Here is a 12,586-nt window from a genome sequence, read left to right as displayed (position 1 = left end):
TTTACTCAAATAATGAGAGTTGTTTAGATGAGTTTGAGTCTAATATTCTTGGAAGCTTGTCTAACTCAGAGACCTTGTCTAGCAGATGGTGGATTTTCTTAAATTCCACGTAATTTGCATCGTTTAAAACATCATTGAGTGATGTTTGATTAATATCAATCTCAAGTGGGCTGGAGAAATTATGATTAAGCGCGTAATTTATCCTGCTTATGGAGTGATTAATTAATTCTATTGTTGAATTAGTGCATGGAATTTGCTTTCCTTGGGTGCGTCTTGAAAATTTACTTTGATCATGTAGCCCAAAACTCCAAACTAGTCTCATAAAGATGTCTAAAGATAGGCTATCGAATAATTGAAATAAAAAAGTATTTGAAATTGAGCAAGGGATATCTCCTGCAAACTTGTGGCTGATAACTTTAGATACTAGAAGTTGAGATTCACTGGCGGGGATACTTTTAACACTGTCGCTAAAGAGTGGTTTCCCGCATTTGCAGAGAGATAAATCATTTCTAGCCCAGCTTAGCGGTTTATTGCAGGAGGGGCAGTGATCTATGAGGCTGATTTTATGTGCTATGCAGGCTGTATAGAGTGTTAAATCCCATGCTAGTTGTGCATAGCTGTTTTCTTTAAGGCATAAGTGACAGACTTGAGGAGATCTTTGTCTTATTAGATAAGGTTTTTTAAAGATTAGGCCGTTTAGCTTTGTGTGACATTGCCCATATATTTTGTAATTTTCTGCGGTCACCCGCATTATGTTTTTCGACATTACCCCAAAAAGAGGGGCAATCTTGGTGGTGGCATCTATGGTGAGATAAGGATATGGGTATAGATCAATGTGGCGTAGTAACTCATAGTAGCCAACATGATTTTTACTGGCCATCCGCAGAACATAACCGGGACCAGATTCTCCCGGTAGCAGTCCATCTTGAATTGGAAAGGTTGCAAACGGGAACAACTCTGTCCGCAATGGAAACCTAGAATGGGTTAACGCGCGCATGAGCATTTCCGTAGTATTTCTTAAATGCTAATTTCAGGTGCTCAACTGTGAGAACGCTTACATTTTCAATTTCAGCCATTTCAACGGACATGATGATGAAATCCGTTAGACGCCGTAAGTTTCCTCCAATGCCTTCAAATATTTCTTTATGTTTGTGTCGAATAATATTTATGTCCATGGCGCTGCATTGTTGGGTATAGCCGTTTAAAAATCCCATTAGGGACGATTCTGTTTGAAATTCAGCAAGATAAAACCGAGTGGCAAACCGAGTGCTTAGTTGCCCATCTCCCAAAGCGCCATCAAACAATAGCGAAATATCTTTCGTCCCCGATAACACGGTCGTAATTCCCGTCCTAGTCGAAATATTTTTAACAGCGTCAAGCACTCGTATCCTAAGCTCATCTTTGGACTGTTTGACTACTTGCTGGGATTCATCTATGAACATTGCTATGTATTTTTCACGTTCAATTTGATCTACAACCCGATCTTCCAAAATTCCATCACGAGTTGAGCGTGAGGTAATCTTCAAAACATAATTGCTTTGTCTTAGAATTGATGAATAAAGACTTTTGGGGGTTGGTATAGAGTCGGCAAATGTGATGTTAAGCACCCTTCCAAGGGGCGCACCATTTGTACCTGTTTCAATAGCATTTTTAAGTGAGTCTAAAAGGGTAGATTTACCCGTTCCCCCATGCCCATGAATTAAGACACCGCTGTTAGGCCGCGCAGTTGCAAGAGCATTTTTTAAGATATCTAAAGTGCCATGGAAGGCCTCTTCAAACAGGGGGTGTCTTAATCGTATGCTACGTAATTGAAGTGAGGCTAAATTATTGTTAGGGTTCATAGGGAATTTACATACCGGCAATAAATTTAGAGTGGTGCATACACAACCGCGTCAATAAGGGGGTCAATAGTTTCTGTAGCAGTATTAACGACTGCATAATTGGCGGTAAGGGCTTCAATCTCCGTAATGGGATTCATTTTTTGAGTAGGCGGTGGCAACATGGGAGGGGTGTCTGGCTTGCCGTGCGGATTATCTTGATCGACCTGTCTGCGCCTAGCGTCCTTTTTCGCTTCATTTAATTTTCTTTTGCTAGAAGATAGAAATTGGTCTTGCCATGCGCCAAAGCCATATATCGCCTCAAGATGCCTCTGAAGTGCACCACTTTCAATGTTCGTTTGGCGACGAGCTTTACGTTCTGATTTCACCCAGAAAAGACTTTTTCCTGCCAGGTCTTCCCGCACTGCCGGAACGGTAATCCAATTTTGAGTTTTTTTATTCAAGACAAAAATACTGCCCATGTCATTAGGGTCAAATCTAACCTCAGTTTTGAATTTCGGACTAATTTGATAGGTGAGGTCGCGCAACTCAGGGCTGCGATAGTTAATTGTAAGAAGGGTGATGCCGTTGTTATCTACCTGGCATTGCTTGGGAACGGATAGGTCTCTCCTAAACTCTTCAGTCATCATTGGGTAGACAGGAACTGTGCCTTTAAGCTTTTCCATTTCCTCTATCAGAATATCTCTTGGAGACATTAAACTGCGCTCAGGAATTGAAACGTTGTGCACGTCAACTACCCATTTGAAGACCCAGGCAATAAAATCGTCAAATGCAATGGTTGCATCCTTCAGGGGGTTATAGCCTGGAATGGAAACCTCACCTGGTTTAAGTGGTCTTCCTCGCTGAGGCAGTGCGTCCGAGTAACGTTTCATCAAATTCTCAACACCACCCTTCATTACTGGTGTTCGAACTGCGCCACGTTCTGGATTGATGCCTAAGTTTTTAGATATCGCATAAAAGATTGCGGAGCGTTGTGACGGCGCGTTGTCGATACGCATATAGAGGGGTTTAACTGGTAAAGAAAACCAGTCATTTTGAAGATTAAATTCTTTTAATAAGCTTGTTTTATCTCGGTAAGCAAATTCGATGACTTTACTGAATCGCCCAATGTTTTCGCCATCAAAACTTACCCATGTAGACAAGATGTAGCCAGAGAATGAGTCAATTAAGAATGTTATGACGGGCCTGCCGATAATATTTCCATGTTTCGAGTCGTAGACATATACATCCGATACCGTATGGTCTAGTTCAACATATTGGAATGCATGTTCTGGGTAACCGCCCCCAATTGAGTGCTGCCATTTTTTCTTAACCAATTCCTTTGGCAGGCGCAAACGATCGCGTTCATAAGGTGTAAAACTTAGAATTAATCTTTTAATGGTGGCGATACTGATATAGGGGCACCTCAAGAGCGCGAGCGGGGGATTTCCGGTATAGGTAAACGGATCTTTTTCAGGAAATATTTCTTTAAATTCTGATAGCGGTAAGTTATTCACGCGCACATTTACTTCTATGGCACAAGCCTGCGTTGTTTTTCTCGTTATATTTTTTTTATTATTTTTTTGAATGAAGTAATGATGTTTTAAGACCTCAAATGCCATTTTTATTAACGAAGGATGTGATCGATATCGCCCTTTCGGACGTAATGCATGACCAGAAATTAAATCAGCAGCATCTTCCCGCGGTTGATATTGAAGCATCCAAAGTCTGACGCTTGATGGACTTGGTTTTTTTGGCTCACATAGAAAGGGTTTCATTCTATGGAGTTCATCTCGCAATTCAGAAAAATTATTTCCGCTAATATTTTTTGCAATTAAATGACCACAATAAAATAACCGCCTCTCATGAGCAAACTTTTGCTTTGGATTTAGTTCGATAGTTGAGTAATTATTGTGAAGTGGTATGTCTGAAGTGAAGTCATCGATTAGCCCTGTCTGTATCACCGCGTAAGACTTATTGGTCACATTGAGATAGACATCTTCTCGGGTGCTGTCCCAGATTTCTCCGGTTGTCATGTTTGTAAAATAAACACGAGTCTCTAAGCTCGAATTAACAAATTCTTTATTAAATTCATGGACGGCATTTTCAAATAAAAATGAAAATCCCTTTTGAACTGAAAAATAATTTCTCATATCAGTAAGCTGCTGACGAATAAATCATTGAGCCATCTTCATACTCAAGCGCATCATTAAGGCGCAAGTGACGGCTTGCTACGAGCTTTAAAACCAATATCTTTGGAAGGCCTGTAATTCTCATGAAAAAATCAAAGGTAATTCCATCTGTGTATTTGGATACCTCTTCTATAGTCAATAAAATATCTTCTGAATTGAATTCAAGACGAGCACAAAATGCAATGTATTCGGCCCTTTTATGCATATTTCCTGCGCGAAATTGCAGTTCTGTTTGAACTTCAAAGGTAACGTTTAGGGCTTCACAAATAGATTGGGCTTGCTCAAATAATTGTGGCCAAGGTGCTTTAAGGGTAAATTTATGGGGTTTTACCTCTACTATTGTTAGTCGCCCATTCTTGATTACTAAAAAATCAGGGGTGTATGTTGATCCATTAGAAAGCGTTAGGGTCGCTCTCTGGTGATATATGGCAGATACACTAGGATCAAGGGCGGTTACTAAAACAAAGTCAGCCTCGAAACTTGACTCTGTATTGATCCAATCAACATCAAGAGCATCAAAATGGTATGCAGTGGTTTTTAAGTGCGGGGCATTCTTCTTGCCGCCTACTTGTCGAATAGGGTTTTCATGAATAATTAATGCCCCATTATTAAATTTTTTACATAGTGTTTTTAGTGCCAAATTTTCTTCGGTTAATCTAGGTAAGTGTTGCTGCATTGCATCTCCAGTGATTGATCTGAACCGTCAAAAGGCATCAATTGAATGCATTTCTCCCGCGTCGGCTCAAATAAGCTTCAAATAAATTGACTTTGTTTTGGGGTTTGGAGATACTGTGAGTTCGAACAGCAGCAGATCCAAGCATCAAAAAAGTCAGATAGACCTTCAGGTTGATTCTGGCTTTTTTACATTTTTAGCTCCCTATCTCTTCTATGTTGTCTGAGGGCTTTTGTGTGAGGCTTATCTGCCACTGAACTAAATCGCTAGTGAGCCCATACCAATCCCTCCTTTTGGGGATCTTAAAGATTTTGATTGGAATTTCATTCCTTTCATTGGCTAAGCGAAAGGCGCCATAGGATTTAAACCCCAGCGCTAGGTAGAGGTCTTTGCCGCCCACCATGGAGCCGTATCGATCCATTAAATCATTAAATAAATTGCGCTCAGTTGTCGCCATTTCAATCCCTTTTAGGTTGGGGCTAGTGTGCCCTTGATCTAAAATGAAATAAAGGTTCATTAAATAAATATTCAAGTCACCCCATTTCTAATGCCAAAAAAAGCAGGTGGACAACCTAAAACCTCTTATGAAAAGGCCCGCATCCAGATTTGGTATGAAGAAATTAAAAGTAGGGGCAATCCAAAAGATGGTCGATTAGACAAGCTCTTTGTTTGGCGTTCCCCTCCTTTAAAGGGAGATCTACAGCCTAAAATCTTTGCCAATATTAGGAAGTACCACAGATACCCTAAGGGTCTAGATCCCCGCTGGAAAGATATTAATGAAATAGTTTTAGCTGTTGAAAGTGATTCGCAATTTCAAGGTACTGAAGATCTCTTTAATGCAGATCTCTGGGATTTGTTAGAAATCAAGTCCATTACGGAAGCGCAAATTTATGAGCGCATCGATCGAGTGCTTATTCAAAATGATCTAGAGCGTAGGCCCGGAAAAGATATTCCTGGATATAAGCAAGCGATAATGATTACTAGATTTTCATCGAGCTTTCATGAAACATTTCAATGGTCGATGGAAGGAATTTCTCCGCTAACAAGGGGATATTTAGAGCTTCTTCACGGTATGCATATGAAAACTATGAAATACACACTACCCATGGATGCTTTTCCAGTTAACAGCCAATTTCTAGAAAAATATTTAATTCTTAAGCTAGGTGATTTTGGGAGGGAGTGTTATGTGGATTTAATAAAAAAAGTCGACGATATTGAGATACTCAAAAATCAGAAAGAGGGGGATAGCTCCTTCAAACGTAGGTGGGCAATTACATGGCCAATTTGCAAAGCCGGGCAGATACCGGTTTTAGGTTCGTACTAGGGTGGAAAGAGCCACCCATTGAAATCCAGTAGGGTGTCATAACCCATATTCGTCTTCTTCTTAACCTATTGCGGACATTCAAAAGAGACTATTTTTAGGGGTTTGACCGACAGAGATCGGCCTTGATTTCAACCCGTCGATGCAACACACTACAAACTGCGTAAGCGCAAGGAGTGTTGCTCATGAAACAACGACCTCGAATCTATTACACAGCCACCCAGAAGGATTTAATGTGGGAGCGCTGGAAAAAGGGAGATTCTCTCCAGCAGATTGCCCAGTTATTTGATCGCAATCATTCGTCCATACAAGGCATCTTTGTGCAAACTGGCGGCATTAGACCGCCACCCCGAACTCGATCCAAACTAGCGCTGACCTTAGATGAACGGGAAGCCATCTCACGCGGCCTAGCAAGCGGACAATCCATGAGATCAATTGCTACTGAGTTAGGTAGATCACCTTCCACGATTAGTCGTGAGATTAGCCGCAATGGCGGTCCAAAGAGCTATCGAGCCAATCAATCAGACCAGTCTGCTTGGGATCGGGCACATCGCCCTCAGACTTGTAAACTAGTCTTGAATAAAACCTTAGCGCATCTGGTGGCAGATAAACTGCAGCACCACTGGTCACCACAACAGATTGCCGGATGGCTAAAAGAGACTTATCCAGATCAGGAGGACCATCAGGTGTCACACGAAACGATCTACCTTAGCCTCTTCATCCAAGCCCGCGGAGCCTTAAAGAAAGAGCTCACACAGCATTTACGACGCACCCGCATCATGCGCCGCTCACGGCATCACACGCTGAAGGATGCAGGGCTTGGAAAAATTAAGGATGCAGTCTCGATCAGAGAGCGGCCAGCCGAAGCAGAAGATAGAGCTGTTCCCGGCCATTGGGAGGGTGATCTTTTATATGGGGATGCCAATAGTCAGATCGCAACTCTCGTAGAGCGCCAGACTCGCTATGTGATGCTAGTCAAGGTGGCTCGTAAAGACAGTGAGACGGTGGTCAATGCACTCATCAAGCATGCCCGCAAGTTACCGCAAGAGCTCTACAAATCCTTAACTTGGGATCGGGGTAAAGAAATGTCTGAACACAAACGCTTTACTCTAGCTACCGATGTGCAAGTGTATTTTTGTGATCCTCAGCATCCTTGGCAACGAGGCTCCAATGAAAATACCAATGGGCTATTAAGACTGTACTTCCCAAAAGGAATGAGCTTAGCCAATTACTCCCAAGCCAAACTCAATGCCGTAGCAAGGCAATTAAATGAACGCCCTAGAAAAACACTAAACTATCAAACACCGGCAGAACGTTTTGCCCTAACCGTTGCATCGACGGGTTGAAATCAAGGCCAATAGAAGTCGGTAGAGCAGAGGATTGAAAATCCTTGTGTCGGTGGTTCGATTCCGCCCCGGGCCACCAAGAAACACCAAAACCACCTTCGGGTGGTTTTTTCATTTGGGGTGACAGTGTTCGCCGCTTTAGAACTTTGTCTGTCGCTGTCGTTTTAAACGACAAAACTACAACAATTTAATACCAAAGTTTTTCATTAAAAACGCAAATAATCCAAAACAAATTACTGTTGCCAGTACACAGGTTCCCAAGGTTAACCAAAAGCCTAACTTAGGCAGCAAGTATGGAAATAGTAAAAACATTGGTAGCGTAGGAATTACATACCAAAAAGTGTAATAGGCGTGGTTCGCTATTTTCTCTTCGGGTTGATTCTCAATGTAGAGCCAAGTCAAAGTAAGCAATGTCATTAAAGGGAGTGCGGCAATAAACCCACCCAACTTATCGCTTCGTTTTGCCACTTCAGAAATGAATACAACCATTCCGGCTGTCAGTAAGTATTTGGTGATTAACCAAGACATCAAGGCCTCCTAATGGTTTAGGGTAAATAATGGCGAAAAATTTATCATCTTCTAAGCAACGCATTGCCTAAACATTAAGTTTAAAATGGTGCTACATTAATCATTATGTTGAGAAAGATATTTTTAATTTCGCTGGTATCGCTTTTGCCAGTCCAGGCATGGGCGCGATCCTGTCAACGAATCAACCGCTCACCCCTTTCACCCCAACCGGCGCACGACGCCCAACCACCGGAGACCCCAGAAATGAACCAACAACCCACCTCGCTCCCCCGGCGCCACCTGCTGGCCGGCAGCGGCGCTGCTTTGGCTGCCGTTGGTCTGGCCAGCTTTGGCCGCACCGCAGCCGCTGCTGGTGAGACCGCGCCCGTCGCCTTGGCCGGTGCTGCCAAGCCTCTGCCAGCGTACGTGGGCTGGAAGGACCCGGCCAGCCTGATCGTGCACAGCAGCACCACCATTGAGACCAAGCGCAGTGTGTTCGGCACCAGCGTAATCACGCCGTCCGAGCAGCTCTACATCCGCAACAACCTGCCCGCGCCCGACGCCTCGATCCTGGGCAACCGCGATGCCTGGGAGATCAACATCGAGGGGGTGAAGAACCCGCGCAAACTCACGCTGGGCGACCTCAAGCGCATAGGCATCGAGACCACGGCGATGGTGTTGCAATGCTCTGGCAACGGACGCGGCTACTTCCCCAACAAGCCCAGTGGAACGCCTTGGCAAGTGGGCGCAGCAGGCTGTGTGGTGTGGAGCGGTGTGCCGGTGCGCTGGGTGGTGGATGCCCTGGGCGGCGTGGAGGCCGGCATGGCCTACCTCACCGGCACAGGCGGCGAAAAACTCCCCGATGGACTGGACCCCAAGAGCGTGATCGTGGAACGCTCGGTGCCTGCTGCCGCACTCGCCGATGCCCTGCTGGCCTGGGAAATGAACGGTGTGCCGATTTCGCTGGCCCACGGCGGCCCACTGCGCTTGATCGTGCCGGGTTACACGGGCGTGAACAACATCAAGTACGTCAAACGCCTGGCCTTCACCGCTCAGGAGACCGACGCACGCATCATGTCGCACGGCTACCGCATTTCACCGCCCGGCGCGAAGGGCGACCCGTCGCAGCCATCGGTGCAGGAAATGACGGTGAAGTCGTGGATCAACGGTCCCGGCACGGACGGCGCCCCGCTTAAAGCGGGTGACACACAGATCCATGGCGTGGCGTTTGGCGGCATGAACGCGGTGGCCAAGGTCGAGGTTTCTCTGGACGGCGGAAAAACCTGGCAGCTCGCGCGCATGGTGGGGCCCGACCTCGGCCGCTTTGCGTGGCGGCAGTTTGTTTTTGCGGCGCGCCTGCCGGCGGGCCAGTTCACCCTGGCGAGCCGAGCCACCGACACCGCAGGCAACGTGCAGCCCGAACAACGCATGGAAAACGCGGGCGGCTACAACAACACCAGCTGGGCCGACCACGCCGTGAAAGTGAGCGTGGCATGAAGCGCACAATCCAAAAACACGCGTTGGTCGCTGCCCTGTGGTCGTTGGCATTCACAGTGCTGCCCGTGCACGCCGCCGACGATGCCGCGCAACTTCAACAAGGCAAGGTGTTGTTCGGCCAAGGCGCGGTGCCTGCCTGCGCCCTGTGCCATGCGCTCAAGGACGCGGGAGCCGAAGGCGCCGTGGGCCCCAGCCTGGACGAGCTCAAGCCCGATGCCAAGCGCGTGGCCACCGCGCTGCGCAACGGCATTGGGCAGATGCCGTCCTACAACGGCAAACTCAGTGATGCGCAAATTGCCGCCCTGGCGGCCTACGTGGCCAAGGCTTCGGGTGGATCAAAGTGATGGCTGGTTGGCCACAGCGCTGTTGCGCCAACTGACAAAAAGGACGGGATCACCTGCAAACAGCGATCCCGACTGAGTGGCTGACCCAGGGCGGGTCAGCCACTCACCATCACTTGCCTGGTTTGATGTCGGGGACCACCATCCAGCCAGCCCCCATCATCACAACCGCCGGGAACTTCTCGCCGGCCTAAGTCTTGCCCAGCATGGCCTTGTGCTCGCGGTAAGCCATCAACGCTGGCGACACGCCCAGGTGATTGATCGCACCATGCTTGATGCTGCTGCAGTCTTGCTCGTCGAGCTTGCAGATCTCTGCACGCTGTTGTCAACTCTCTAGCAATGTCAACTGCGCGCCTGAAACCTGTCTCTGCGCATTACCACGATGCATGAATAGGAGTGATCGCAATCCGGCACGCCAAGGGCATTCACGTTGAAAACTCGAACGGCAGCAACCGCTGCGGAGCAGACCTTAAAAGTTAGAGTGGACTTGGGTTCAAATCCAGAAATAGTAAATGCATCATATTGGTGCAATTAAGCTGTTAAGTTCTTACCGCGCATTCCCTCTCATTTACTTTTAATTACTAAGTAGTCGAAATAGCAAGTTCGCAAGTAGTCAACTATCCACCACCAAGAACTTCAAAATGACTGCTTAGGTAGCCATTTTTCTTTTCTAGTCTTAGTGTTTACTGTTGCCTACAGTAATTGACGCTTTCGGACTTTGCTTACCGCTGTCTATTTGCTCTAACTCTGCCTAACCGTGCCAACCATCTAGGGTAGATACTTGCAATGTCGTTTAAAACGACATTTCTGTTGATGCTCAAGGGTTAGTCCTGAGTATTTTCCATCCTAGTTTGAGCTAAATTGAATTGTCACAGCAAAAGTCCATTCAAGATTGCTATCGGCTGGAAGAGACACTAACCACCTTCGGGTGTTTTTTTAATGCGTAGCCCCTTAGTTTTACTCGCGCCATACGCCAAACATCAATTGCCAGTAGAGTACTAGGGTAACTTTAAAAGGAGATCTAAATGAATCGTATTAAGAGCGTATTAATTGGTTTGATTGCTGCTGCTACATTGGCCGCATGTGCGTCGATGACGGGCGGAGCCATGGCGCCATATACCAAAGTAAATGATGGCATGTTAGTAGGCAGTAATAATATGACCCTGTATACCTTTGCCAAAGATGCGGCTGGTTCAGGAAAGTCGATGTGTAATGGCCCATGTGCCACCAACTGGCCCCCACTCTTGGTTGATGGTGGTCCAGCAGTGTCCGGCGATTATTCTGTAATTACTCGTGATGATGGCAAGAAGCAATTAGCATACAAAGGAATGCCTCTGTATTTCTGGGCTAAAGATACCAAACCAGGAGATAAAACTGGTGATGGCTTCTTAAATGGCGCTTGGAAAATTGTGAAGATGTAATAGTAGCAAGCAGGATTAGGCATCATGGGCCTTGGTCGATTCCGCCCCGGGCCTCCAAGAAACACCTAAACCACCTTCGGGTGGTTTTTGTTTGGAGAATTGCGTATGGGGCGCCTGATTAAGAAGTGTCCTTTAAAAGGACATGTCAATTACGCATCCCTGCGTCAGTCGATGTCGTTTTAAACGACATTACACATATATACGCATATGCGTATATATAGAAATCTTACTTTCTTTGATTAAGTTTTCCCGAGCTCCATATGTCAAATTGCCGTTGAGCTTCAGCAGTGATGCCATCAATAGAGTCTTGGGGTAATTGCTTAAGGCATTCAGCTAACGCTTCGGGGCTGGGTTTTTCAGCAGGCTTGGTCTTCTTAATTTCTTGCGGCGATTTGCCATCCCAAGCAAATGGATTGCCAAACGCTGGTGTATCGGGCAGGCAATCATCTCTATAGACTGGCGCATCATTTGTAGCAAATGGCGTAAATGAAATCGTTCTTTCAAAGATGAGTGATTTGCCTGTTGGTGTAGGTGGCAGAGCTGGCATAGACTTCATTGCCTTTCTAGCTAATTGCTCCGCTTTATCGGAAGTTTTCCAAAGCGTTTCTACTTTAGTAACAGTTCCATTTGGAGCAATTTCAATGCTGAATCTCACATGTCCTTGGTCTGGAGACCCTGCTCCAAAAATCAAGAAAATTAATGACTATGGGCAAACATTAGTTGTGGATGATGAAAAAAACATTCATGCCAAATATTTCTTTAGTGCTGATAAAAGACAAAATAAAGGCTTATTAATTCCTGTTGCCGCGCAAGTGGAGAACTTAACAATAGCTAAGTGGGAAAGAATTTCTATTCAGGGCAAGCTTGAGAGAAAGTTTAATCAAAAGGGATGGTTCAAGTGTCTTCAGGACTCACAAGGTTTTTATACGGAAATTGTTTTTGGTGAGCCGATAAAATACGAAATATGGATTAAATTAGTTGAAGATGGAGATGTATTTTTCGATAGCGGGATGTACGAGGGAAATGCTAGACCATATTCTCAGTGGCGAGCTTCAAACACGTTTTGGAATAAATTAATTACTAGCCGATACTAGGTTGCCCATACATTTTATTGAAAATAAACTTGCTGTATGAGCTCAAAACTTTTACAGCAAGTCGATGTCTAAAGACGTAGTCACTAAACTTACAAATCTAGAAGTTCTCCCCTCACCTCAGCATAAATCTCAATCCACAGTCTTAGGCCAACTTAAATACGCAGAGCCTACAGAGCTTTATTTACGTGACGGTGACGTAGTACTCTTTCGCAGACCAAATAGCCCTCTCTGGCAATGTCGTTTTAAACGACATGACAACACATGGGACAGAGTCTCAACTGAACTGCTGTCAATTTAGGTCCACTACTTGAGAGAGTTTTTCTATAGTAAATCATTGCAGCAAAATTGGTTGATTCTGGATGATTTTGGGTATTTGT

At 45.4% G+C, this 12,586-nt stretch carries 14 protein-coding genes; 7 read left to right on the top strand and 7 right to left on the bottom strand.

All coding sequences use genetic code 11. The annotated features are described in order from the left end of the window. Position 1: 1 nt before the first annotated feature. The 5 genes from JaK3_RS00065 to JaK3_RS10780 form a co-directional block, all read right to left on the bottom strand. The gene (locus tag JaK3_RS00065; protein ID WP_161484691.1) at positions 2-997 is read right to left on the bottom strand and encodes a TniQ family protein; all 996 of its coding nucleotides are present in this window, start codon (positions 995-997) and stop codon (positions 2-4) included. After that, the gene (locus tag JaK3_RS00060) at positions 975-1,841 is read right to left on the bottom strand and encodes a TniB family NTP-binding protein (protein WP_068319414.1); all 867 of its coding nucleotides are present in this window, start codon (positions 1,839-1,841) and stop codon (positions 975-977) included. Before JaK3_RS00060 ends, JaK3_RS00065 begins: the two co-directional genes overlap by 23 nt. A 26-nt stretch (positions 1,842-1,867) precedes the next feature. Then, complete coding sequence (locus JaK3_RS00055) at positions 1,868-3,970, bottom strand: Mu transposase C-terminal domain-containing protein (RefSeq protein WP_068319412.1); 2,103 nt, start codon at positions 3,968-3,970, stop codon at positions 1,868-1,870. A 1-nt stretch (position 3,971) separates the two neighbouring features. Beyond that, on the bottom strand, positions 3,972-4,685 hold the full coding sequence (locus JaK3_RS00050; protein ID WP_068319410.1) for a TnsA endonuclease N-terminal domain-containing protein: 714 nt from the start codon (positions 4,683-4,685) through the stop codon (positions 3,972-3,974). Between the two features lie 193 nt (positions 4,686-4,878). Further along, on the bottom strand, positions 4,879-5,214 hold the full coding sequence (locus JaK3_RS10780) for a hypothetical protein (protein WP_205627468.1): 336 nt from the start codon (positions 5,212-5,214) through the stop codon (positions 4,879-4,881). A gap of 15 nt (positions 5,215-5,229) precedes the next feature. Between JaK3_RS10780 and JaK3_RS00040 the strand changes: the two genes are divergently transcribed. Together JaK3_RS00040 and JaK3_RS00035 are read left to right on the top strand one after the other, a co-directional pair. Beyond that, positions 5,230-6,006, top strand: coding sequence for a hypothetical protein (locus JaK3_RS00040; RefSeq protein ID WP_068319407.1), 777 nt, complete (start codon positions 5,230-5,232; stop codon positions 6,004-6,006). A 182-nt stretch (positions 6,007-6,188) separates the two neighbouring features. Continuing rightward, the gene (locus tag JaK3_RS00035; RefSeq protein WP_068319405.1) at positions 6,189-7,349 is read left to right on the top strand and encodes an IS30 family transposase; all 1,161 of its coding nucleotides are present in this window, start codon (positions 6,189-6,191) and stop codon (positions 7,347-7,349) included. A gap of 177 nt (positions 7,350-7,526) precedes the next feature. On the opposite strand, the gene JaK3_RS00030 is transcribed toward JaK3_RS00035, so the two are convergent. After that, on the bottom strand, positions 7,527-7,877 hold the full coding sequence (locus JaK3_RS00030; RefSeq protein ID WP_068319403.1) for a DUF3147 family protein: 351 nt from the start codon (positions 7,875-7,877) through the stop codon (positions 7,527-7,529). Between the two features lie 243 nt (positions 7,878-8,120). Between JaK3_RS00030 and sorT the strand changes: the two genes are divergently transcribed. The 4 genes from sorT (at position 8,121) to JaK3_RS00015 (ending at position 11,115) form a co-directional block, all read left to right on the top strand. Then, entirely contained in the window at positions 8,121-9,353 is a 1,233-nt protein-coding gene (sorT, locus tag JaK3_RS00025; RefSeq protein WP_041484972.1) for a SorT family sulfite dehydrogenase catalytic subunit, read from the top strand. Continuing rightward, entirely contained in the window at positions 9,350-9,697 is a 348-nt protein-coding gene (gene sorU / locus JaK3_RS00020; RefSeq protein ID WP_008904214.1) for a SorU family sulfite dehydrogenase c-type cytochrome subunit, read from the top strand. Before sorT ends, sorU begins: the two co-directional genes overlap by 4 nt. A gap of 211 nt (positions 9,698-9,908) precedes the next feature. Continuing rightward, the gene (locus JaK3_RS10895) at positions 9,909-10,031 is read left to right on the top strand and encodes a hypothetical protein (RefSeq protein ID WP_015422217.1); all 123 of its coding nucleotides are present in this window, start codon (positions 9,909-9,911) and stop codon (positions 10,029-10,031) included. A gap of 688 nt (positions 10,032-10,719) precedes the next feature. Continuing rightward, positions 10,720-11,115: a COG4315 family predicted lipoprotein gene (locus tag JaK3_RS00015; RefSeq protein ID WP_068319401.1), complete on the top strand. Its 396-nt coding sequence runs from the start codon at positions 10,720-10,722 to the stop codon at positions 11,113-11,115. A gap of 226 nt (positions 11,116-11,341) precedes the next feature. Here the strand turns inward: JaK3_RS00015 and JaK3_RS00010 are convergent, their stop codons facing one another. Beyond that, positions 11,342-11,770, bottom strand: a complete 429-nt coding sequence (locus tag JaK3_RS00010) for an energy transducer TonB (RefSeq protein ID WP_240480841.1) — start codon at positions 11,768-11,770, stop codon at positions 11,342-11,344. Between JaK3_RS00010 and JaK3_RS10455 the strand changes: the two genes are divergently transcribed. After that, positions 11,757-12,209: an LlaMI family restriction endonuclease gene (locus tag JaK3_RS10455; protein WP_150114174.1), complete on the top strand. Its 453-nt coding sequence runs from the start codon at positions 11,757-11,759 to the stop codon at positions 12,207-12,209. The genes JaK3_RS00010 and JaK3_RS10455 overlap by 14 nt on opposite strands. The last annotated feature ends 377 nt before the right edge of the window (positions 12,210-12,586 follow it).

The sequence above is a fragment of the Polynucleobacter yangtzensis genome (assembly GCF_001595965.1).
Classification (GTDB): Bacteria; Pseudomonadota; Gammaproteobacteria; order Burkholderiales; family Burkholderiaceae; genus Polynucleobacter; species Polynucleobacter yangtzensis.
Note: the sequence above shows the minus strand (reverse complement) of the source record. Positions and strands in the feature narration are given on the sequence as shown.